The sequence below is a fragment of the Plantibacter sp. MDV22-iso1 genome (assembly GCF_058408345.1).
Map to the genome: position 1 here is coordinate 1,562,558 of NZ_JBZVDY010000001.1, position 21,385 is coordinate 1,583,942.

Annotated in this window: 22 protein-coding genes; 15 read left to right on the top strand and 7 right to left on the bottom strand. The window is 69.6% G+C overall.

From position 1 onward, the window contains the following. Positions 1–9: 9 nt before the first annotated feature. Positions 10–1,008, bottom strand: coding sequence for an ABC transporter substrate-binding protein (locus AC4PMY_RS07580; RefSeq protein ID WP_079000993.1), 999 nt, complete (start codon positions 1,006–1,008; stop codon positions 10–12). Positions 1,009–1,275: 267 nt separating this feature from the next. On the opposite strand from AC4PMY_RS07580, the gene AC4PMY_RS07585 reads away from it, so the two are divergent. The 9 genes from AC4PMY_RS07585 (at position 1,276) to AC4PMY_RS07625 (ending at position 10,364) form a co-directional block, all read left to right on the top strand. Continuing rightward, complete coding sequence (locus AC4PMY_RS07585; protein ID WP_064295088.1) at positions 1,276–2,859, top strand: sugar ABC transporter ATP-binding protein; 1,584 nt, start codon at positions 1,276–1,278, stop codon at positions 2,857–2,859. Continuing rightward, positions 2,852–3,889: a LacI family DNA-binding transcriptional regulator gene (locus AC4PMY_RS07590; RefSeq protein WP_491622346.1), complete on the top strand. Its 1,038-nt coding sequence runs from the start codon at positions 2,852–2,854 to the stop codon at positions 3,887–3,889. The genes AC4PMY_RS07585 and AC4PMY_RS07590 overlap by 8 nt, the downstream gene beginning before the upstream one ends. Positions 3,890–4,144: 255 nt before the next feature. Further along, positions 4,145–5,128, top strand: coding sequence for a TerC family protein (locus AC4PMY_RS07595; protein WP_491622347.1), 984 nt, complete (start codon positions 4,145–4,147; stop codon positions 5,126–5,128). A gap of 128 nt (positions 5,129–5,256) precedes the next feature. Beyond that, entirely contained in the window at positions 5,257–6,936 is a 1,680-nt protein-coding gene (locus AC4PMY_RS07600) for a S8 family serine peptidase (RefSeq protein WP_491622348.1), read from the top strand. Positions 6,937–6,997: 61 nt separating this feature from the next. Then, positions 6,998–7,687: an SOS response-associated peptidase gene (locus AC4PMY_RS07605; protein WP_064295975.1), complete on the top strand. Its 690-nt coding sequence runs from the start codon at positions 6,998–7,000 to the stop codon at positions 7,685–7,687. Between the two features lie 128 nt (positions 7,688–7,815). Continuing rightward, positions 7,816–8,466 carry a TetR/AcrR family transcriptional regulator gene (locus AC4PMY_RS07610; RefSeq protein WP_071261569.1) on the top strand — a complete coding sequence of 217 codons (651 nt, stop codon included), beginning with the start codon at positions 7,816–7,818 and terminating at the stop codon, positions 8,464–8,466. A 58-nt stretch (positions 8,467–8,524) separates the two neighbouring features. Beyond that, a complete protein-coding gene (locus AC4PMY_RS07615; RefSeq protein ID WP_491622349.1) occupies positions 8,525–9,325 on the top strand; it encodes an MBL fold metallo-hydrolase in 801 nt (266 codons plus the stop codon). An 80-nt stretch (positions 9,326–9,405) separates the two neighbouring features. Next, positions 9,406–9,927, top strand: coding sequence for a hypothetical protein (locus AC4PMY_RS07620; protein WP_491622350.1), 522 nt, complete (start codon positions 9,406–9,408; stop codon positions 9,925–9,927). Between the two features lie 47 nt (positions 9,928–9,974). Next, positions 9,975–10,364 (top strand): MmcQ/YjbR family DNA-binding protein, encoded by a 390-nt coding sequence (locus AC4PMY_RS07625; protein WP_491622351.1) that lies wholly within the window; start codon positions 9,975–9,977, stop codon positions 10,362–10,364. 18 nt (positions 10,365–10,382) lie between these two features. Here the strand turns inward: AC4PMY_RS07625 and soxR are convergent, their stop codons facing one another. After that, the gene (soxR, locus tag AC4PMY_RS07630) at positions 10,383–10,850 is read right to left on the bottom strand and encodes a redox-sensitive transcriptional activator SoxR (RefSeq protein ID WP_276207401.1); all 468 of its coding nucleotides are present in this window, start codon (positions 10,848–10,850) and stop codon (positions 10,383–10,385) included. A gap of 190 nt (positions 10,851–11,040) precedes the next feature. After that, positions 11,041–12,312, bottom strand: a complete 1,272-nt coding sequence (locus AC4PMY_RS07635; RefSeq protein ID WP_491622352.1) for an HNH endonuclease signature motif containing protein — start codon at positions 12,310–12,312, stop codon at positions 11,041–11,043. Between the two features lie 178 nt (positions 12,313–12,490). Between AC4PMY_RS07635 and AC4PMY_RS07640 the strand changes: the two genes are divergently transcribed. Beyond that, positions 12,491–12,787 (top strand): hypothetical protein, encoded by a 297-nt coding sequence (locus tag AC4PMY_RS07640; protein WP_064295970.1) that lies wholly within the window; start codon positions 12,491–12,493, stop codon positions 12,785–12,787. Between the two features lie 10 nt (positions 12,788–12,797). Beyond that, positions 12,798–13,313: a hypothetical protein gene (locus tag AC4PMY_RS07645; protein ID WP_491622353.1), complete on the top strand. Its 516-nt coding sequence runs from the start codon at positions 12,798–12,800 to the stop codon at positions 13,311–13,313. 23 nt (positions 13,314–13,336) lie between these two features. On the opposite strand, the gene AC4PMY_RS07650 is transcribed toward AC4PMY_RS07645, so the two are convergent. From AC4PMY_RS07650 to AC4PMY_RS07660, 3 genes are all read right to left on the bottom strand, one after another. Beyond that, positions 13,337–13,528: a YbdD/YjiX family protein gene (locus AC4PMY_RS07650; RefSeq protein ID WP_064295968.1), complete on the bottom strand. Its 192-nt coding sequence runs from the start codon at positions 13,526–13,528 to the stop codon at positions 13,337–13,339. Next, complete coding sequence (locus AC4PMY_RS07655; protein WP_082916134.1) at positions 13,528–15,849, bottom strand: carbon starvation CstA family protein; 2,322 nt, start codon at positions 15,847–15,849, stop codon at positions 13,528–13,530. The genes AC4PMY_RS07650 and AC4PMY_RS07655 overlap by 1 nt, the downstream gene beginning before the upstream one ends. A 78-nt stretch (positions 15,850–15,927) precedes the next feature. Next, entirely contained in the window at positions 15,928–16,935 is a 1,008-nt protein-coding gene (locus AC4PMY_RS07660) for a LacI family DNA-binding transcriptional regulator (RefSeq protein WP_491622354.1), read from the bottom strand. A 110-nt stretch (positions 16,936–17,045) separates the two neighbouring features. Here AC4PMY_RS07660 and AC4PMY_RS07665 point away from each other — a divergent pair, with 110 nt between their 5' ends. The 4 genes from AC4PMY_RS07665 to AC4PMY_RS07680 all read left to right on the top strand — a co-directional run bounded on the left by AC4PMY_RS07665 (position 17,046) and on the right by AC4PMY_RS07680 (position 21,070). Further along, positions 17,046–18,095 (top strand): alpha/beta hydrolase, encoded by a 1,050-nt coding sequence (locus AC4PMY_RS07665; RefSeq protein ID WP_064295966.1) that lies wholly within the window; start codon positions 17,046–17,048, stop codon positions 18,093–18,095. Further along, positions 18,092–19,108: an alpha/beta hydrolase gene (locus AC4PMY_RS07670; RefSeq protein ID WP_491622355.1), complete on the top strand. Its 1,017-nt coding sequence runs from the start codon at positions 18,092–18,094 to the stop codon at positions 19,106–19,108. Before AC4PMY_RS07665 ends, AC4PMY_RS07670 begins: the two co-directional genes overlap by 4 nt. After that, complete coding sequence (locus tag AC4PMY_RS07675) at positions 19,108–20,436, top strand: MFS transporter (protein ID WP_491622356.1); 1,329 nt, start codon at positions 19,108–19,110, stop codon at positions 20,434–20,436. The genes AC4PMY_RS07670 and AC4PMY_RS07675 overlap by 1 nt, the downstream gene beginning before the upstream one ends. 127 nt (positions 20,437–20,563) lie before the next feature. Continuing rightward, positions 20,564–21,070, top strand: coding sequence for a hypothetical protein (locus tag AC4PMY_RS07680; protein WP_064295964.1), 507 nt, complete (start codon positions 20,564–20,566; stop codon positions 21,068–21,070). An 83-nt stretch (positions 21,071–21,153) separates the two neighbouring features. On the opposite strand, the gene AC4PMY_RS07685 is transcribed toward AC4PMY_RS07680, so the two are convergent. After that, entirely contained in the window at positions 21,154–21,306 is a 153-nt protein-coding gene (locus AC4PMY_RS07685) for a hypothetical protein (RefSeq protein WP_157583494.1), read from the bottom strand. Between the last annotated feature and the right edge of the window lie 79 nt (positions 21,307–21,385).

Consider the following 21,385-nt stretch of genomic DNA (forward strand, 5'->3'; position numbering starts at 1 on the left):
CGGGTCGGATCAGTAGGCGCGTTCGGGCAGTGCCGCCGTCGCGGCGTCCGGGGAGTCGAACGTGACGCTCGGCACCACGATGTCCGATTCGACCGTGTCGCCGGCGAGTGCCTTCTTGACGATGTCGATCGCGGTCTCACCGAACAGCGGGTTGTACTCGGCGACGAAGCTCAGGCGTCCGGCGGCGAGTGCTTCGAGCGCCGCCTTGGTGCCGTCGATCGTGATGATCTTGACGTCGGTTCCGGGCTTCAGGCCGGCCTCCTCGACGGCGAGTGCGGCGCCGAGGCCCATCTCGTCGTTCTGTGCGAAGACGAGCTGGACGTCGTTGTTGTTCGCCTTGAGGATGGTCTCGAAGACGCTCTTCGCCTCTTCGGTGGACCAGTTGGCCGACTGCGACTCGAGCTTGGTGAAGTTCGGGTCGATGGTGTCGTCCCAGCCCTTGTTGCGGTCGTTGACGACGGAGAGGCCGGGAGGGCCTTCGAGGACGACGTACTTGGCGCCGTCGGGGAACTGACCGTTCGCCCACTCGGCGGCCGAGGCGCTGATGCCGACGTTGTCGGGGGCGATGCGGCTCGTGTAGAGCTCGGTGTCGTTCGGCTCGATGCCGCGGTCGAGCAGGACCACGGGGATCTCGGCCTCCTTCGCGCGCTCCAGGACGCTCTCCCAGCCGGTCGCTTCCGTGGCGGAGAGCAGGATGGCGTCGACGCCCTCGTCGATGAACGAGGTGAAGGCGGTGATCTGCGAGTTCTGGTCGCCGTTGGTCGCCGGTGCGTACTTGAGGTCGAAGCCGTTCTCCTTCGAGAACGAGTCCTGGATGTTCTTCTCGTTCGCGGTGCGCCATCCGCCTTCGGGGCCGACGGCCACGAAGCCGATGGTGGTGAGTTCGCCGTCCGAACCGGCGTCGCCGTCGGAGCTTCCGGAACCGCTCGAGCAGGCGGTCGCGCTGAAGGCGAGAGCACCGACCAGGGCGAGGCCCGCGAGTGCGCGGACACGTGTTGTCTTGAACATTGTTCTCCTCTTTGAGACCCGCGGTCCCGACGATGGGTGCGGCGTGAATGTGACGTGCGTGGTGCTGCGGTGACGCAGGTGGTCGGCGATTGTTAGCGATCACATCTGCGTTGTGCTGAACATTAGCCACGGCTGGGAAGGGTTGTCAACAGGCAATGTGAGCCCTCACAATTCCTGCGGAGCGGCCTCCCGGCGGTGCCGTCGCGCGCGCTAGAGTCGGGTGATCAGCGGACACCCGGCCGCGACCACCTCGACGGAGAGCTGCAGATGACCTCGCCCACGCCACTCGTGCAGTTGCGCGGTGTGTCCGTGAGCTTCCCCGGCGTCAAAGCGCTCGACGACGTCGACCTCCGACTGTTCCCCGGCGAGGTCCACTCCCTCATGGGCGAGAACGGAGCGGGGAAGTCGACCCTGATCAAGTCGCTGACCGGGGTCCATCGGATCGACAGCGGAAGCATCCTCCTCGAAGGACGCGAGGTCTCGTTCTCGAGCGTCGCCGACGCCCAGGCGCACGGGATCAGCACCGTCTACCAGGAGGTCAACCTCCTCCCCAACCTGACCGTCGCCGAGAACATCCTCCTGGGCCGCGAACCACGTCATGCCTGGGGAGGGATCTCGGGGAGGCGCATGCGTGAGCGCGCACGAGAGCTGCTCGCCGTCGTCGGACTCGACATCGACCCGGCCTCGCAGCTCTCCGCCCATCCGCCGGCGATCCAGCAGCTCGTCGCGATCGTCCGGGCGATCGCCGTGCGCACCAAGGTGCTCGTCCTCGACGAACCGACCTCGAGCCTCGACAACGACGAGGTCACCGAACTCTTCCGGGTCATCTCGATCCTCAAAGCCGAGGGCGTCGCGATCCTGTTCATCTCGCACTTCCTCGACCAGGTCTACGAGATCTCCGACCGCCTCACGGTGTTGCGCGAAGGCCGACTCGTCGGCGAATACCTCCCGCACGAACTGCTCCGGATCGACCTCGTCCACAAGATGATCGGTAGAGAGCTCGCGACCTTCGACGAGATCCGACGCGGGCTCGACACCTCCGATGAGGGCGACGCCCTCGACGGTGAGGACCCGTTCGTCTCGGCCATCGGGCTCGGGCGCCAGGGTGCGATCGAACCGATCGACCTGAAGGTCTACGAGGGCGAGATCGTCGGCATCGCCGGACTGCTCGGCTCAGGACGGACGGAGCTCGCCAGACTCCTGACCGGCGTCGACCGGGCCGACACCGGCTCGGTGGAGGTGGCCGGGAGGGCCACCCGCCTCGGATCCCCGCGCCGCGCCCTCAAACAACGGATCGTCTACGCGTCGGAGAACCGTCGCACCGAGGGGATCATCGGCGACCTCAGCCTGCGCGACAACATCGCGCTGGCCCTCCAGGCGGACCTCGGGTGGTTCAGACGGATCCCGCTGCGTCGGCAGAACGAACTGGCCGAGAGCTACATCCAGGCGATGGGCATCAAGCCGGCGAATCCCGATGCGCTCATGAAGGAGCTCTCAGGAGGGAACCAGCAGAAGGTACTCTTGGCGAGGTGGCTCGCGCTCGCTCCTCGGTTGCTCGTGCTCGATGAACCGACCCGAGGCATCGACATCGGCGCCAAGGCCGAGATCCAGAAGCTCGTGACCCGGCTCGCCGAGAACGGTCTGTCGGTCGTGTTCATCTCAGCCGAACTCGAGGAGGTCCTGCGCATCAGCCACCGGATCGCCGTGCTGCGCGACCGACGGAAGGTCGCCGACCTCCCGAACTACGACCTCACCGTCTCGAAGCTGCTGGCCGCGATCTCGGAGGGGCCGGACGAGGCCCCGCCGGAACCGAGCACGACCGCCGACGACGAGAGGGGACCGCGTGGCTGAGCCGTCCCGTCATGCGACGATCTTCGACGTCGCGCGGCTCGCGGGGGTCTCGCACCAGACCGTGTCACGGGTGCTCAACGACCTCCCGAACGTGCGGCCGGCGACGAAGGCGCGGGTCGACGAAGCGATCAAGCAGCTGCGCTACGTCCCCTCCCCCGCCGCCCGGACGCTCGTCACGAAGCGATCCCGGACCATCGGCCTCATCGCCACCGGCGGCACCGAGTTCGGGCCCTCGTCCTCGGTCCTGCACTTCAACGCGGCGGCCCGCGACGCACGCTGGTCGGTCTTCACCGCGAACATGGTGGACAGCGACCCGGGTTCCGCGCGCGCAGCGGTCGAGGGGTTCCTGCGCCAGAACGTCGAGGGCATCGCCGTCATCAGCGCGCGCGAAGGGGTCACCGACATCGTGGCGGGGATGGAACTCAGCGTGCCGCTCGTCGCCCTGCACGCAACGCCACGCGCGGGCATGGTGACCGTCGGCGTCGACCAGTACGCCGGCGCGCGTGCGGCGACCGCCCACCTCATCGCGCTCGGCCACCGGCGCATCGGGCACCTCGGCGGACCACCGGACGCGATCGACGCCCGCGAGCGTGAGCGTGGTTGGCGGGACGAACTCGCTTCAGCGGGTCTCGTCGCGCAGGTCGTCGGGACCGGCGACTGGACGCCGACGTCCGGATACTCCCTCGGGCGTCAGCTGGACGACGAGGTCACCGCGGTGTTCGCCGCCAACGACCAAATGGCGCTCGGCCTCATGCACGCCCTCACGGAGCGCGGCCTCCGGGTCCCGCTCGACTTCAGCGTCGTGGGGTTCGACGACATCCCCGAGGCGGAGCACCTGTCGCCACCGCTCACCACCGTGCGGCAGGACTTCGAACAGGTCGGCCGAGCCCTGCTCGCGACCCTGCTCGACCACGTCAATGGAGAACCCCCGGGAGCGGTGCCGCCCTCGGTACCGGAGCTGATCCTGCGCGACTCCACGGCGACGGCGAACGCCGAGCGCTTGGCGAGGCGCAGCGTCGACGTCCCCTGAGCGTCTCCGGCCACTGAGCCCCACCCGGTCCCTGAGCCACCCACCCCGGTCCCTGAGCCTGTCGAAGGGCGAATTCCCAGGCACCCCTCCCACCCCTGACCTACACTTGTCGGAGCAGGGGGAGTACTCCTTCGCGACATGCTCGTCAGTACGGATCCGCCATCGGGTCCCGGGGTGTCGGCTCTCATCGGGAGTGGAGAAGACCGTGTTCCGACCATCGCGTCGGAGTCCCGTCCTCGAGCCCCTGGAGCCACCATGGCCGTCACCCCGCTGATCTGGATCATCACCATCGGTGTCACGATCCTCTTCTTCGTCTACGAGTTCTTCGCGCACGTGCGGAAGCCCCACGAACCGACCATCGCCGAGTCGGCACGCTGGTCGATCTTCTACGTCAGCCTCGCCCTGCTGTTCGGCGTCGGCATCGGCCTCGTCTCCGGCTGGACGTACGGCGGCGAGTACTTCGCCGGGTACCTGACCGAGAAGGCGCTGTCGATCGACAACCTGTTCGTCTTCCTCATCGTGATGGCCGGGTTCGCCGTGCCGAAGGCGTACCAGCAGAAGGTGCTGATGATCGGCATCATCATCGCCCTCATCATGCGCGGCGCGTTCATCGCCGTCGGCGCCGCACTCATCGACAACTACTCGTGGATCTTCTACCTGATGGGCGCGCTGCTGCTCTTCCTCGCGTACCGCCAGGCGTTCGGTAGCCACGAGAGCGACCCGGCCAACGGCAAGGTCGTCGGATTCGCCCGCCGCATCCTCCCGATCACCGACACCTACCACGGCGACCGACTCTCGGTGAAGATCGACGGCAAGCGCTTCTTCACGCCGATGCTGCTGACGATCGTCGCGATCGGGTTCGTCGACCTCGTGTTCGCGGTCGACTCGATCCCCGCGATCTACGGCCTCACCGAGCAGGCGTACATCGTGTTCACCGCCAACGCCTTCGCCCTGATGGGTCTCCGCCAGCTGTTCTTCCTCATCGGTGGTCTGCTGGAACGCCTCGTCTACCTCGCCCAGGGCCTCGCCGTCATCCTCGCCTTCATCGGCGTGAAGCTCGTGTTCCACGCCCTCCACGTCAATGAGCTGCCGTTCATCAACGGCGGTCAGCACATCGACTGGATCCCCGACATCCCGATCTGGTTCTCGCTGCTCTTCATCGCCGCGACCATCACCGTGGCGACGGTCGCCTCGCTCGCGAAGACCCGCCGTGACGCGCGGGCCGGCGTCGAGCGGTAGTCCACGACGGCCCTGCTCGCGGCACCGGTGATCCGTTTTCCGCAAGAACCGCCGGCCTGAGGAGATCCTCTGTCACGATCTCCTCAGGCCGGCCGCCGTGGGGGCGGCCGTCGCGATGAGGAGTGACGATGGGTGTGCTTCGCGGCAGCGTGTCCGGTGTGCTGGCGGTCGTCCTCGCCTGCGGTGCCGTCGGCGCCGGCACCCTCCCGGTATCGGCCGTCCCCGCCACGACCGCGGCTGCCTGCCGTTCGCTCCCGGCACCCGCCGTCGAACTCCTGCATGCCGGAGACGCACGGACGGCGTTCGGCGTGGACGGTTCGGGGGTCCGGGTCGGGATCATCTCCGGATCCTTCGGAAACGCCGGAGCGGAGGCCGTCGCAGCCGACGTCGCCGCAGGACTCCTCCCCGGGCCGGGGAATCCCTGCGGCTTCGGGACGCCGGTCTCCATCCTGAACGACCCGCCGGTCGGCCAGGACGACGAAGGACGGGCGATGGCTCAGCTCGTGCACGGGATAGCCCCCGGGGCAGAGATCCTCTTCGCGTCCGACAGCGCCGGGTACCCTGCCGCCGTGGACCTGCTCGTCGCCAATGGCGCCTCGGTCATCGTCGACGACGTGCAAGGCGGCGAGGACCGTCGCTACCGGACCGGTCCCGGCGAGGCGGCCATCCGTCGGGCGGTCGACGCCGGTGTGTTCGTCGTCACCGCGGCCGGGAACTTCGCCGTGCCGGGCGCACCCGGTTTCCCGAGCGCCGGGTCTCCGATCGGGTCCTGGGCGACCGACCGCTACCGCCCCACCGATTGCCCGGGGAACGTCTCCGAGCTGTTCGACGCCGGTTCCGTCGACTGCCTCGACTTCGACCCCGGTGACGCGGTCGACTCGGCCATGGGGGTCACGCTGCAGGCCGGTTCGATCATGGTCGGCTCGCTCGATTGGGGCGAGCCCGACGGCGGGGTGTCCACGGAATTCGAGTACGTCCTGTCGGTGGAGGACCGGACGATCCCGTTCCCGGCGGCGGACCCGCAGCTCGCCACGGGCACCGCACCGCTGCAGAACCTGTCGGACACCGAACAGTCCGAGGTGCAGGTCAGTGTCGTCCGGCACCTGACGGCCACCGCGGCGACCCCTCCCCTCGCCCTCACCTGGACCCCGTTCCCCGGCCGGCCGGAGCTGATCGCGCAGGAGTACTTCCGGTCGACGGCGACGGACATCGTCGGCGCAGCCCTCTTCGGCCACCAGGCGACTCCCGAGGTGTTCAGCGTCGCAGCCGTCGACGCGGCGGACTCCACCCTGGAGACCTACTCCTCCCTCGGGCCGTCGACCATCCTCTTCGGCGTCCCGACACCCGTCGTCGTCCCCGGTCCGACCGCAGCCGGTGTCGACGATCTCCCCGTCTCGACGACCGTCCTCACCGGCTCCGGCAACTTCCGGGGAACCTCGGCCGCGGCCCCCACCGTCGCTGCTGCGGCAGCGCTCGTCCGTCAGCTCAGGCCGGATCTGACGCCGGGCCAGGTGCGCGCAGCCCTCACCGACCATGCGCGTCTCGACACCATCACCATCCCCTGGGACCCCTCCATCCCGACCGAGCGTTCGGTCGGCGCGGGCCTGATCGACGTCGGCGCGAGCCTGCAGGCCGTCTCACTCCCGACCCCTCCGGGGCCCACCACCGTGTCCGGGGCGGCGATCGACGTCCTCCCACCGACCGGGCTCTCGGGGACGGCGCTGCTCGCGACCGTCGGTCTCGCAGGATCGCTCGCCGGGGCCGGGGCGTGGCTGCTCCTCGGACGACGGCCGAGGCGTCGGGCCTGACCCCGTCACGAGGCCCGGTTCAGGCCTCGACCTCACGGTTCCCCGCTCCTAAGCTGAGCCCATGTGCGGTCGCTTCGTCGTCACCGATTCCACGTCCACCCTGCTCGCGGACCTCGTGGCCGAGTTCGAAGCGCCCGCGCCCGACTACAACGTCGCGCCCACCACCGAGGTGACGGTGGTCCGCACCCGGCACGAGGAGCGGACCGCGACCAGCGCCCGTTGGGGTTTCGTCCCCGGCTGGGCCAAGGACTTCGCGAAGCAGCGCCCGCAACCCATCAACGCGCGGATGGAGACGGTCGCGACCGCCTCGATGTTCCGCAAGGCCTTCGCATCGGCACGGTGCATCGTCCCGGCGACCGGTTACTACGAGTGGGTGGTCACCGAGACGGGCAAGCAGCCCCACTTCATCCACGACCCCGACGCCGAGCTCGCGATGGCGGGCATCATCAGCGCTTGGCCCGACCCGGCCAAGGCGGAGGACGACCCCGACAAATGGCGGTTGTCGATGGCGATCATCACGCGGGACGCGCACGTCTCACCGGGCGAGGTCCACGACCGGATGCCGGCCTGCCTGACCCCCGACGGCTACGACGACTGGCTCGGCGACCACCTCGACACCGACCAGCTGTTGCAGCTACTCGACCGCGAGTCCTTCGCGGTCGCCCACGATCTCACCCACTACGAGGTCACACGCGACGTGAACAACGTCCGTAACACGGGCCCGCACCTCATCGAGCCGCTCCCGGGCTGAGTGGTCGGCGCGGGCGGTCGTCGAGTTCCTCAGCTTCCTCACAGACGATCGTCTAAGCTAGACGAGCGTCTGACTCAGACGATCGTCTAGCGGCCCGAGCCCGGGCCCTCCACCTCGAAGGAGCGCTCGTGAGCGGTCTGCGCCAGTACGCGATGAACCAGGTCCGCGACGAGATCATCGACGCCGCCGGACTCGAGTTCGGCCGGAACGGCTACGCCGGGACGTCGTTCTCCGGCATCGCGTCCGTCATGGGCAAGCCCAAGTCGGTCATCGGGTACCACCTCTTCCCTTCGAAGCGGAGCCTCGCGCACGCGGTGATCGCGGAGCAGGACGAGCGGTGGCAGGCGGCGGACGCACGGATCGGGGTGCCCTACGGCGCGCTCCGTTGGGTGACGATGATCCTCGCCTCAGCGCAGGAAGCGCAACGATCCCCCATCGCGATGGGCGCCATCCGGCTCCTGCACGAACTGCCGCGGATGGACGATCCGGTCTACACGGTGTTCGACTGGCGGGCCTACACGCGTACGAACCTCCGCATGGAGGCCGCAGCGCACGATCTCGACCTCCCCGACCTCGACGGCGTCGCAGACGTCCTGCTCGACGCCTGCTTCGGACTCGTCACCACGACGGTGGGCGACGACGACGCGGCCGATCTCAGTGAGCGACTGATCACCCTGATCCGGCCGATCCTCGCGACCGTCGATCCCGCCGGCGCCGCAGCCACGACGACCGCCGCGGCGGCCGCTCATGAGCTCGTCGCCGGGCCAGCTGAGCACTGACCTCCCCCGGGCATCGACCCCTCCCCCGAACCCCGTCTCCGCAATCGGAAGGACGCCCATGTCCCAGATCGACGCCGCGCACCTCGACGCCGTGCCGAACGGCACCACCCGCAGCACCACGGTCGCGGATCGCGTGCACCTCGTGCAGGGCCCGTCCGTCAACTGGATCATCGTCGAGGGCGACCTCGGGCCGGTCCTCATCGACACCGGCTACCCCGGCGACGGTGCAGCCGTCACCGCGACCCTCGGCGCACTCGGCTACGCGGTCGAGGACGTGCGGGCGATCCTGCTCACCCACGGACACAGCGACCACATCGGCAACGCGACGTTCATCGCCGGGTTGGCGGAGTGTGACATCCTCGCGTCCCGCGACGAGATCCCCAACGTCCGCCGGGAGGTGCTCGAGCAGGTCGGGCTCGCCGACGTCCAACCCCACCTCGAGCGTCCCGGGGTCGCCGACTGGGTCAGCCACGCCGTCGAGGCCGGCGGACTCGAGGTCGTGCCGCCGGCGTCGGTCACCGCGATCGAGGACGTGCCCGAGCTCCGGGCGATCCTCGGGGTCGCGGTCCGCCCGCTCCCCCTCCCCGGCCACACGCGCGGGCACCTCGGATTCCTCCTCGTCGAGCATGGTGTCCTCGTCGCGGGCGACGCGCTCGTCACCGCCCACCCCACCAGCCCTCACGACGGTCCGCAGTTGCTCCCCGAGATGTTCCACGGCGACCTGCAGCGCGCCCGCCAGTCGTTGACCACGCTGGCCGGACTTCCGGCCTCCGTCGTGTTGCCCGGACACGGACCGGCGTTCTTCGGCTCGCCGGCGCAGGCAGCGGCGGAAGCCCTCGCCTTCGGGAGTGCGTTCTGAACCTCCGGCTTCCCGTCGGACCACTGCGATAGCGTTGGTCGCGTCCCCGAACCCGGATCCCGAGCCACGAGGAAGTGACCATGAAGAACCCGTTCCGCCGCGACGGCAGCCCGAACGATGGCAGCCCGGTCGATGAGCAGACCGACGTCCCAGAGCAGCCGAACCAGGGCCGCACCCTCGAACCCGCTCCCGAGGTACTGGCCGAGCTCGACGCACTGAACGAGGCCTGCCGGGCGGCGCCGGATGACATCGACGCTCAGATCCGGCTCTGGCGGGCAGTGGCCACGCTCGACCGGTGGGTCTTCATCAACCGCGGTCCGGAGGACGACCCGCGGCCCTATGCGATCGCCGCGGAGCCCGGCAACCTGCTCTGCATCTACAGCAGCGGGACGCGGGCGCAGGAGGCCGCCTACGCGAACGGCCTGGTCCCGTCCGATGCCACGGTGTCGCTGCTGGCGATCCCGATGCCGGGCGCGATCGACTGGGTGCTCTCCTTCGGTGAGTTGGGCGTCGCCGGCGTGACGATCGACTACCCGCGCCTGGGCGCCTGGTCTCCGCTCCCGAACCTCGCCAGGCTCCGTCCGGCAACCGGCCAGGGCTGACGCCGACACCGACACCGACACCGACACCGACACCGAGGAGGATCACGATGCACGGCTCGGAGTTGCAGGAGCGGGCGGCTCGCCGCGCCGACGAACTCCCCGGTGCGGAGCTGACGCACCCGTTCGGCGAGGAGTGGGACGTCTACAAGGTGCGCGGTAAGGTCTTCATGCTGCAGACGGGGGCGACGGGCGAACCCATCGTCACCCTGAAGGCGAGGCCCGAGGACAGCCGCAGCCTGCGCGAGGCCTTCCCCGACATCATCCCCGGCTACCACATGAACAAACGACACTGGATCTCGCTCAAGCCGGACGGCGAGCTCGACCCGGCGTTCGTCGACGACCTCGTCACGGAGTCGTACCTGCTCGTCGTCGAGGGGCTGCCGAAGCGGCTGCGGCCGGTCGATCCCAACACGTTCGGGCAACGCCGCGAACGCTGAGCACCGGGCCGGCAGCACTCAGACCGGGATGCGCCTGGCGCCGGTGCCGGTGTCGCCGAGTTCGTCGTCGGGGTTGAGGAGCGTGCACGCCTTCATCGACAGGCAGCCGCAGCCGATGCAGCCGGTGAGCTCGCGTTCGAGTTGCTCGATCCCGCGCCGACGCTGTTCGAGGACCTTCTGCCAGCGGCGAGACGCGCGCTGCCAGTCCTCGTGACTCGGGGTGCTGGAGAGTGGCACGTCGGCGAACGCCTCCGCCACGTCTTCGAGCGGGATACCGAGTCGCTTCGCGACCGAGATGAGCGCGACGCGGCGCAGCATGTGGCGGGGGTATCGCCGCTGGTTGCCGGTGGTCCGCTCGGAACCGATGAGGCCGAGCCGCTCGTAGTAGTGCAGTGCCGACACCGCGACACCGGTGCGACGGCTCATCTCGCCGACACTGAGCAACTCGTCGGGGCTGTGCACCGCGTTCCACCAGCTTCCTCGAATCGACCTCGGGCGACCTTGAGGTACAGCTCGTCTCGACGCTACAGGAGCCGCGCATGTCCGGGCACACCTTCTCGCCCGCTGAGCGTGCGACCCGACCGCCCTTCGACAGGCTCAGGGACCAGCGTGTGCGGCACACTCCCCGGTCACTGAGCTTGTCGAAGTGCCCACGAGGAACCCTTCGCCGGCGGGGTCAGAACGGTGCGGGGTCCGGTTCCGTCCGGTGGTGTTTCCCGTCGGGTGTCGTCCACTCGAGCACCCCGCCGGGTCTGTGGTCGAGGTTCCACCCGGGGAGATGCTTCATCCGGTGATGATGTCGACACAGGCAGGCGAGATTACCGACATCTGTCGTCCCGCCGTTCTCCCACGCGACCGAATGATCGAGGTCGCACGCCCGAGCACGCCTGCCGCAGCCCGGTGCCCGACAGGTGCCGTCCCGAAGGCGCACCGCCCGTTGGAGATCGGCCGGGACGCGGTACTGGTTGCGGCCGACGGAGAGGACTGCGCCGGTTTCCGGTTGGACGAGGATCCGGGTGAAGCTGGGGGCGTTCACCGCGATACGTGCCGCGGTCTCCGGGTCGATGGGGCCGTAGCCGTCGAGCATGCCGGGTGCATCGGAGACGCCGGCCATCGTGAGCGCCGGGACCGTGATCTGCACGGTCGGTTTGATGTGCTCCTGCACCTCGATCGGGTGCGGGAGCGCCGGGCTCGACATGACGTCGTCGGGCGTGACGCCGGTGAGCGCGAGGGCTGCGAGGGCGTCAGCCTGCAATTGTGCGCAGGTGCGGGTGTCACCCGCCGAGCGTGACTCGGCCGCGGCCGCCTCGACCCGCTCGACGATGCCCTGCGCGATGGGCGCCGTGGTGAAGAGATGCACCCAGGCCATGCCGTCCGCTGCGGGCTCGAACTCCACCCGGCGGTCCGCCTCCGAGCGGATTGCTCTAGCGGTGATGGACTCGGGGTGGAGCCGCTCCCGGAGCACTCGGGCGTGCCTGCGAAGGTTCGCGTTGGTGGACGCTTCCGCAACCGGCAGGACTTCCGCGAGGAATACTGGCCGCCCTTCGGTCGGGACGTCACTGAGCTGGTCGATGATCGTCTGCGCGTGCCTGGCCGAGATCCGGCCCGCTTCAAGGGAGGCGAGCACGGCCGGCGCTTCGTTGACGAGCCGCTCGGCGTCGTTCGTCGCACGCTGCACGGTCCGCTCAGGGGTGCGGGTCGCCATCGCGAGGGCCGCGCAGGTGGAGCGGCGCGAGAGCGCCAGGCGCTCGGCCGGAGGGAAGGCCGTCGGGATGACCGAGTCGGCGTAGGCGTCCGCGTAGGCCGCTGAGCGGGCGAGGAGCCGGGCCTCTTCAGCGTCCAGGTTGGAGCGACGCCGCTGGATGTCCGCGTAATGGTCCGAGAACTCCGCGAGCTGCGCGGCGTACTCGTCGCCGACGCGGGTCGCGGTGAGGGTGGTCTCGGTCATGGGACAAGTCCACCATGGACCACTGACATTCCAGATGCCGAGTGAGGGCGACTGTGGAAGTTGCTCGTGTGCCCTTCGACAGGCTCAGGGACCGGGACAGGATCACCGGAGCAGGAGGTCTCTCGGCAGGCACAGGAAGGGGTTCGTCCCGGAACACGACGTTCCGTAGGCTGGAGGGGTGAAGCTCATCGCCACCGTCCGCGACCGCGCGACCATCACCACCGAAGCCTCCGCACCCGACGTCGCCGCTCTGCGTGCCGCTGTCATCGCCTCCACCCCTCCCGGGCACGCCCTCGCCGGACTGCACGGCGGTGGCCGAGTGAACGGCGACCTCGTCGGCACCGCGGTCTTCCGTCCGACCGCCACCCGCACCATCGAGGCCGAGGGTCGCGACTACCCGAGCGCTCGCAAGGCACTCGAGGCACTCGTGCCGGAGGAGCAGGTCGTGCTCTCCGTCCACGCGGTGGACCAGTAGGGACTCCGGCGTGAGCGGCCACGCATTCTCCGTGGGATCGATGGTGCGCTTCCATGAGGTCGTCTCACCGCTTCCACCGACCGACACCCTGACGGCCATGCTGTCGACGCTGCAGGCGGACGGCTTCGCCGTGGCTCCAGAGGAGTTCACCGCCGACCCCTGGACCGTCCGCTACGCCGTCATCGGCGACGACGCCGCCTCGAACTGGAGCGGGTTCGCCCTGGAGGTCGTGCCGCTCCTCTCGCTGCTCGGCGTGCGCCGGCCGTTCGCCCGGTGCGCGGTGCCCGTCGCCGTCCGGCCGACCGAGTACGGCTCCGTCCTCCACACGACGACGGTGTGGGGGTTCAAGGGTGAAGCCAGCACGGTCGGTATGGTCGCCAAACGCGTCGCGGCCGCCACCGAGCAGGCCACCCGGGTCGTCGGCGGGACCCACCGGGCCACGCTCTCGATGATCGACCGCACCGTCCCGATCGACGGCCGGCGCTTCCAGCGGCTCACCGGCTGGAAGCAACGCTCACGGGCCTGAATCGCATCGACAGCAGCCGCCACTCAGCAGCAGCGCGAGCCCGGCGTCCGGTCCTGCTCCGCGAAGCGCTCTCGCCAGAACGTGCGCTCGTCCGGAACGGCTGCGTCGGGATGGACGCGACGCTGGTGATCCACGTAGGTGGCGTAGGCGGTGTCGCCCATCAGCGAGGTGACGAACCACCGCAGCGCGGCCCAGCCCCGTCGTATGCCGGCCATCAGTGCCCCGACCGCGCGGGTCGCTTATCGGCGTCCACGGTCGACCACTCGCGCTCGAGCGCCTTCTCCGCCTTCGTGGCGAGGAGACCCGACGGCGCGTACCGGCGCGACGGCAGCGCCGGATCCTCCGAACTCGGCCCGCCACCCGAGCGGAACGACCGCGCCGTGTGGAGGATCGCGAAGAAGATGACGATGATCGCGAGGGTCACGAACAGGATCGAGAGCACTCCCTGCACGGTGGTGTTCCGCACGACCGCCTCCATCGCCGCCCGCGTCGGCGCATTGCCGAAGCTGTCCTCGCCCGCCGCGAGCGCCTCGCGGAACGCCGCGTTCTGCGCCCAGTAGCCGACGGCCGGAACCGGCGAGAAGATCTTGAACATCGACGCGGTGATGGTGACCACGGCGGTGAAGGCCAGCGGGACGGCGACGATCCACAGCCACCGGAAGTTCCCGCGTTTCGCCACGATCGCCATGCAGACGGCGAGCGCGATGGCGGCGAGCAGTTGGTTCGCGATGCCGAACAACGGGAAGAGGGTGTTGATGCCGCCGAGCGGATCGGTGACGCCCATGATGAGGATCGCTCCCCACGCCGCCACCATCACCGCAGTGCAGATCCACGCTCCGATCCGCCAGTCCGGGTCGCGGAACTTCGGGATGATGTTGCCGAAGGTGTCCTGCAGCATGAAGCGCGCCACGCGCGTCCCGGCGTCGACGGCGGTGAGGATGAACAGCGCCTCGAACATGATCGCGAAGTGGTACCAGAACGACATGAGCGACGTGCCGCCGATGAGTTGCTGCATGATGTGCGCGAGGCCGAGGGCGAGCGTCGGCGCACCGCCGGTGCGGGAGACGATCGACTCCTCCCCCACGTTCGCCGCGGTCTGCGTGAGCACGTCGGGCGTGAGGTTGACCCCGGCGAGACCGAGCGAGTTCACGAACGCGACCGCCCCCTCGACGGTGCCACCTGTCGCCGCCGCGGAGGAGTTCATCGCGAAGTAGATGCCGCGGTCGATCGACAGTGCCGCGACGAGGGCCATGATCGCGACGAACGACTCCATGAGCATGCCGCCGTATCCGATGAAGCGGGTCTGGCGCTCCTTCTCGATCAGCTTCGGCGTGGTGCCCGAGGCGATGAGCGCATGGAAGCCGGAGAGGGCGCCGCACGCGATCGTGACGAAGAGGAACGGGAACAGCGAGCCGCTGACGACCGGGCCGGCGTCGCCACCGGCGAACTCGCTGAACGCCGGGACCGTGATCTCCGGGCGGACGAGGACGATCGCTCCCGCGAGCATGACGATCGTGCCGATCTTCATGAACGTGGAGAGGTAGTCACGTGGTGCGAGGAGCAGCCACACCGGCAGGATCGCGGCGACGAAGCCGTAGACGATGATCCCGACGGCGATGACCGTGCGGTCGAGGGTGAACGCCGCGGCACCCCACTCGGTCTCGGCGACCCAGCCGCCGGCGACGATCGCGAACATGAGCAGGACGAAACCGATGATCGAGATCTCGGTGATCTTGCCCGGCCGGATGAACCGCAGGTACACGCCCATGAAGAGCGCGATCGGGATCGTCATCGAGACGCTGAAGACACCCCACGGGCTCTCGCCGAGCGCGTTGACGACGACGAGGGCGAGGATCGCGACGATGATGACCATGATCGCGAGCGTCGCGATGATCGCCGCCGTCCCGCCGATCACGCCGAGCTCGTCGCGCGCCATCTGGCCGAGGGAGCGGCCGCCACGGCGCATCGAGAAGAAGAGGACGAGGTAGTCCTGCACGGCACCCGCCAGGATCACGCCGATGATGATCCAGATGGTGCCGGGCAGGTAGCCCATCTGCGCCGCGAGCACCGGGCCGACGAGTGGACCGGCACCGGCGATCGCCGCGAAATGGTGGCCGTAGAGCACCCGGCGGTCGGTGGGGACGAAGTCCTTGCCGTTGGCGAGGTACTCGGCCGGGGTCGCTCGTCGGTCGTCGGGGCGCAGCAGCTTGCGTTCGATGAGCTTCGAGTAGAAGCGGTAGGCGATGAGGTAGGTGCAGACCGCCGCGAAGACGAACCAGATCGCGTTGACCGTCTCACCGCGGACGAGGGCGAGCATCGTCCAGGCGAGACCGCCGAGGAGGGCGATGGCGACCCACAGGATCACCTTCGCCGGGGTCCATCTCGGGGCGAGGTCGGCCTCGTCGACCGCCGTGGGCGGCAGCTCCGGATCCTGGACCAGGACGGGTTCCGCCTCCCCGCCGCCCGCGGGCTGCACCGCTCCGTCCCGCCCCGATCCTGCGCGTGCTCGGTCCTGTCGTCCGGCGTCGTTGCCCATGACGATTCCTCCCTCAACGGTGGTGTTCGTGCGTCGAGGCTAACAGCGTCGCGGCGGCGGGCGCTCGCGGGGTCGGGGTCAGACGCGGAAGGTGGTGCCTCGGACGACCAGGTCGGGTGCGAGCTGGACCGATGAGACGCGGGCGTGCTCACCCGAGAGCCGACCGAGCAGGAGATCGAGCGCCGCGTACCCGGACTCCTCGAACGGCTGGCGGACGGTCGTGAGGTCGAGTGCCGACGCCAGCGGTCCGTCGTCGTAGCCGACGAGCGAGCGCTCCTCGGGCAGGTGCGCGCCGGTGACGCGGAACGCCCGATGCGCGGCGGCGGCCAGCTCGTCGTGGTTGGCGACCACGGCGGTCGCTTCCGGGTCGGCCCGGAACGCCCGCTCGAGCGCGGCACCGACGGCTTCGACGAGGTCCGTCGCGGCGACGTCGGCCACGGCCTCGGAGACGGAGAGCAGGTGACCCAGGCCGCGCGCCCGCAGCATGCCGGCCGACACGTACTCCTCGGAGCGTTGCGGTTCGTGGAGGAACACCACGCGTTCGTGACCGAGCTCCGCGAGATGTCGAGCGATGAGTTCACCACCCTGCTCGTCGTCGATCAGGACCGAGGGCAGCCCGAGCCGCCGCTGCGCGCCGTCCGGGACGTCGACGAGGACGACGGGCGGGCCGGGGAGCGCCTTCGACTCCAACGCGGCCGGTGACAGCGGCACGCCCATCACGATGATGCCGTCGATCCCCGCACGCATGGGAAGCGCGTCGAGGACGGGACTGTCGCTCCCCGCCGCCGAGGGGAGGTCGTGCACGACGATCTCGACGGAGTCCGTCGCGGCGCGCTCCATGAGCCCCGACAGTCGCCGGTAGTAGGAGGCGTAACTCGAGAACGGCGCCGCGACGGCGATCCGCTGAGCGCCGCTCGCGGCGGCGCCACCTCGGTAGCCGAGCTCCGTCGCCGCGGCGATGACCGATCGTCGCGTCGCTTCGTTCACGCGCTGCGGGTGGTTGATGGCCAGGGAGACGGTGGAGATGCTCACGCCGGCACGCTTGGCCACCGCGTAGATCGTGGCCTTCTGCGGTCGCTCGTCCATGGCGCACCTCCTCCGTCGATCCTAGCCCGTAAAAAGTTCTTTGATCGAAGTTCTTCGATAACGGATACTCGAACCGGACACGGCATCGATGCCGGGATCGGAGGAACACCATGGCTCGGAGCAAGCCCACCGTCGACGCGTTCGTCACGGCGGTCACCGGGCGTCTGGCATCACTGCAGCAGACGCCCGAGCCGAAGGATCCCGTCGGCCGGCGTGCACACGCGGCCGCCTTCGACCGGGTGTCCTCCGAGGCGCTCGGCACCGAGACCCTCGTGGCGGCGACCGAGGACCACACCGTCCACGTGCCCGGCCACCCTGACGCACGGCTCCGCGTCTACTGGCCCGACCAGCAGCGACTCCCCGCCCTCGCCGACGGTGCGTCCGGTGGTCGGCCCGTCCTCGTCTACTTCTTCGGCGGTGGCTTCACGATCGCCGGGATCGACTGGATCGGTTGGGATGCCGGGTTCCGTCGCCGCGCCAGGGAGGCCGGTGTCATCATCGTCGCCGGCGAGTACTCGTTGGCCCCGGAGGTCCGGTACCCCGCGCAGCCGGAGCAGTGCTGGTCCGTGTTCGAGTGGGCGGCCGAGCACGCACGTTCACTCGGCGGCGACCCCGACCGACTCGCGATCGGCGGTGCATCATCGGGCGGGAACCTCGCCGCCGCCGTGACCCTCATGAACCGCGACCGCGCCAAACGACCGATCCGGCTGCAGCTGCTCGAGGCGCCGTCACTCGACCTGACCCGCGGACACCTCGACGCCCGGGGGATCACGCAGGTCCCGGGTGCCATCCTGCGTCGCCTCGCGCGCCAGCTCGTGCTCCAGTACCTGGGGCCGGACCGGGCGACGCAGCGCGAACCGTACGCATCGCCGCTCCTCGCGACCGACCACCGGGATCTGCCGCCGGCCGTCATCTACACGGCGGAGATGGACCCGCTCCGCGGAGACGGCGAGGCCTACGCCCGCGTGCTGAGCGAGGCCGGCGTGCCGGTGAGCTGCGTCCGGTACATCGGGCAGACGCACACCTCCGGCGGGCTGACCGGTCACGTCCCGGCGGCAGACCACCTGCATCGCGACGTCATCACGACCCTGCGGACGCTGCACGAGGAGCCGGCGAGCTACGGTGCGCCGCTCCGCGAGCCGGCGGAGGCCTCGCGGTGACGTCCGTGGAGGAGCTGCGGCTGGATCCGGGTGTCCTCGCCTGGGCTGGGCGGATCGAGCAGCACGCGGAGCAGCTGCCGGCACTCCGCTCCTCGGACCTGGTCCTCCGTCGGCAGGCGGCGCGGCGGCTCTCCGACCTCCTGGCGGAGGAGTTCACCGAACCCGCGCCGCCGTCGGTCGAGATCACCACGAGCTGGATCGACGGACCGGCCGGGCCGCTCGAGCTCCGCCGATACCGCCCGGAAGGACTCCCGTCTCCGGCGCCGACCCAGCTCGCGCTGCACGGCGGCGGCTTCACGTCGGGCACCGTCCACGAGCTCCTGAACGACCGGCTCCTCGCCGCCCGGGCGCTCGCCGCCGGGATCCAGGTCGTCGCGCTCGGATACCGGCTCGCACCCGAGCACCCCTATCCGGCCGCCGTCGACGACACCGTCCACGCCCTTCGGGTCCTGACGACCGAAGCGGGCCCGAGCCGTTTCGACATCGACCCAGGCCGCCTGGGCATCGCCGGCAACTCGGCGGGCGGCGGGATCGCGGCGAGCGCCGTCCTCCACCTGCGTGACTCGAGTGATCTCCCGCTCGTCCATCAGGCGCTCGAGGTCCCCGCGGTGTCGCTGACCCCATCGGGCGACTCCGCCACACGGTATGCGCGCGGGTTCGGACTGGACGACGCGGAGGCACTCGTGCCGCTGTATCTCGGCAGTCCGCGGGCGGTGGACGCCTACGCCTCCCCGCTCGAGGCCGACGACCTCTCGGGCCTGCCGCCCACAGTGATCCAGGTAGCCGAGCACGACCCGCTCCGCGACGCAGGTCTGGCGTACGGACGCCGACTCATGGAGGCGGGGGTTCCGACGATGACGTGGATCGGGCACGGGCACGTCCATGCGTCTGGTGGTCTCACGGCCGTCATGGAGGGGGCGAGGGAGTGGCAGGCGGTCCAGGCCACCGCGCTCCGTGAGGCCTACGGGACGAACCCGCTCACGCCAGAGCCGATCCAGCCGAGGAGACGATGATGTCAGCTCACACCCCACCCACCGGTCCGTCCACAGAACCCGCCGAGCCGGAGCCGCGGATCGGTGACGCCGTCCCCGTCGCGGCGGTCGATCCGGACGCCGTCCCCGGGTCACCGCAGGCACGCGGCTTCCTGCCGCTGTTCGTCCTGGCCTGGTTCGGGGTCACGCTGGCGCTCGGCACCATCAGCGGTGCGTCGATCCCGAAGGCCCTCGCCTTCCTCGACGACGCGACGAAGGGGACGAACCTCTCGATCGTCGCGGCGGTCGGTGGCATCGTCATCATGATCATCACGCCGCTGTTCGGCCGGCTGTCCGACCGTTCACGTTCGCGCTTCGGGATGCGGCGACCGTGGATGCTCGGCGGCGCGATCGTGGCGCTCGGTGGGGTCACGATCCTGGCGACGGGTGACAGCCTCGCGGTGACGTTCCTGGGCTGGAGCATCGTGCAGCTCGGCTTCGGTGCGACGAACATGGCGGTGCACGCGCTGCTCGCCGATCAGATCCCGGCGCGGACCCGAGCGCGTGTCGCGGCCGCCGCCAGCGTTTCGGGCGGGCTCGCCCTGATCGTCGGTGCGCAGATCGTCGCCGCCCTCCCGAATGACGCGCGGTGGACCTGGTTCGTCGTCCCGGGCCTGATCGGCGGCGTCCTGAGCACCGCGCTCGTGTTCGGGCTCCGGGACATCGTGCGGACGGTACCCGCTCCGCCGCTGCGCCTCGCCGACGTCCTGTCCACGTACTGGCTGAACCCCGTGCGCTACCGCGACTTCTTCTGGGCTTGGGCCTGCCGGCTGCTCGTGACGATGTCGATCGTCTCGGTGTCGATCTACCTGTTGTTCTTCATCATCGACCAGTTGGGCATCCCGAAGGAGCAGGCATCGGGGGTCCAGGCGAACGCGCTCATCATCTTCACGGTCGGGAACATCGTCATGACGGTGCTGTTCGGCTGGATCTCCGACCGGACCGGGCGACGGAAACCGATCGTGCTCGTCTCCAGCCTGCTGAGCGCCGTCGGGCTCGGGGTCGCGATCGTCTCCCCCGACGTCACCGTGTTCCTCGTCGGCATCTTCATCGTCGGAGCGGCTCAGGGAGCCTACGTGTCCGTGGACATCGCCCTCATGACGGAGGTGTTGCCGTCGTTCGACGAGGCCGGCAAGGACCTCGGCATCGTCTCCCTCTCGTATCAACTCCCGCAGCTGCTCGTACCGATCGTCGCCGTCCCCCTACTCGCGCTCGGTGGCGGCGAGAACTACCACGCGCTGTATCTCGCGGCGATCTTGTTCGCCGTCCTGGGCGGACTCGCCGTGCTGCCGATCAGGTCCGTGCGATGAGACCGGCACCTGCATGGTCAACGGCTTGCAGGGGTTGGTTCCGGGGTGGTTTCCAGGCGGGATCCATCTCGGACCCAGGACCCGGAGCGACACTGGATCACACCCGACCCTTGACCACCGGATCCCCATGACCCTGCCGTTCCCCACCTCGCCCGATGACGTGCTGCAGCGGCGACCGCTCCGCGCCGCGCTCGCGGACGCCGTGCTGCAGGACTTCATCGACGACCTCCCGGTCCCCCTGCGACCGACCGACCTCGCGACCCGGCTCCTCTACCCACGCTGGCAGGTGTACTCCGACATCCACGAGGGCAGACTCGTCGCCGAACGGGTCCGGAACAACAAACGGTTGTTGAAGATCGACGTCGAGCGGAACCGGGCGTGGATCGCTCGCGGGCTCGCCACCCGTCGGGCTCGCGCCGGGTCCGCCGTGGGCGAGGCGGGGCCCGAGTCGCCCGTCTCGGTCGTCATCGTGGATCCCGAGGCCCTCGCGCAGCTGAACACCCTCACGGCGACCGGCTTGAGCGTGCGGGAGGCGGTCGAGCATGCGCTCACCGTCCTCGGCTCGCGCGAAGCGGCGACCACCGCCACGGTGCCCGACATCGACTCGCGTGGCCGACAGGTGCGGGCGGGCTGACGCGGCGGAGACTCGTCAGATCGACGTGCGCATCGCGGCTCGAGCCAGTCGACTCCACGCGAGGCGTGGTGATGCGATCGCCGTCAACGGCCACCCAGCGCGAGAACGACGATGAAACCGACGACGAGGACGACGGCCGCGACGATGACGACGGTCGCAATGATCCCGATGCCGACCGTGGGAAGCTGGTCTGCGGACGAGCGACGACGCGCACCGCTGTCTCGTCGTGGTCTCACGTGTGGTCCCCCATGCAGATCGCGCTGGCTCTGCGCCGGCATCCTGGACCCCGACGCGCCGGGCAGCGTCGACCGACCC

Bases quoted from the DNA above. Each gene is read 5' to 3' on its own strand.
- AC4PMY_RS07580 (WP_079000993.1), bottom strand. From the start codon at position 1,008: ATGTTCAAGACAACACGTGTCCGCGCACTCGCGGGCCTCGCCCTGGTC.
- AC4PMY_RS07585 (WP_064295088.1), top strand. From the start codon at position 1,276: ATGACCTCGCCCACGCCACTCGTGCAGTTGCGCGGTGTGTCCGTGAGC.
- AC4PMY_RS07595 (WP_491622347.1), top strand. From the start codon at position 4,145: ATGGCCGTCACCCCGCTGATCTGGATCATCACCATCGGTGTCACGATC.
- AC4PMY_RS07600 (WP_491622348.1), top strand. From the start codon at position 5,257: ATGGGTGTGCTTCGCGGCAGCGTGTCCGGTGTGCTGGCGGTCGTCCTC.
- AC4PMY_RS07605 (WP_064295975.1), top strand. From the start codon at position 6,998: ATGTGCGGTCGCTTCGTCGTCACCGATTCCACGTCCACCCTGCTCGCG.
- AC4PMY_RS07615 (WP_491622349.1), top strand. From the start codon at position 8,525: ATGTCCCAGATCGACGCCGCGCACCTCGACGCCGTGCCGAACGGCACC.
- AC4PMY_RS07620 (WP_491622350.1), top strand. From the start codon at position 9,406: ATGAAGAACCCGTTCCGCCGCGACGGCAGCCCGAACGATGGCAGCCCG.
- AC4PMY_RS07625 (WP_491622351.1), top strand. From the start codon at position 9,975: ATGCACGGCTCGGAGTTGCAGGAGCGGGCGGCTCGCCGCGCCGACGAA.
- AC4PMY_RS07635 (WP_491622352.1), bottom strand. From the start codon at position 12,312: ATGACCGAGACCACCCTCACCGCGACCCGCGTCGGCGACGAGTACGCC.
- AC4PMY_RS07650 (WP_064295968.1), bottom strand. From the start codon at position 13,528: ATGGCCGGCATACGACGGGGCTGGGCCGCGCTGCGGTGGTTCGTCACC.
- AC4PMY_RS07655 (WP_082916134.1), bottom strand. From the start codon at position 15,849: ATGGGCAACGACGCCGGACGACAGGACCGAGCACGCGCAGGATCGGGG.
- AC4PMY_RS07660 (WP_491622354.1), bottom strand. From the start codon at position 16,935: ATGGACGAGCGACCGCAGAAGGCCACGATCTACGCGGTGGCCAAGCGT.
- AC4PMY_RS07665 (WP_064295966.1), top strand. From the start codon at position 17,046: ATGGCTCGGAGCAAGCCCACCGTCGACGCGTTCGTCACGGCGGTCACC.
- AC4PMY_RS07675 (WP_491622356.1), top strand. From the start codon at position 19,108: ATGTCAGCTCACACCCCACCCACCGGTCCGTCCACAGAACCCGCCGAG.
- AC4PMY_RS07680 (WP_064295964.1), top strand. From the start codon at position 20,564: ATGACCCTGCCGTTCCCCACCTCGCCCGATGACGTGCTGCAGCGGCGA.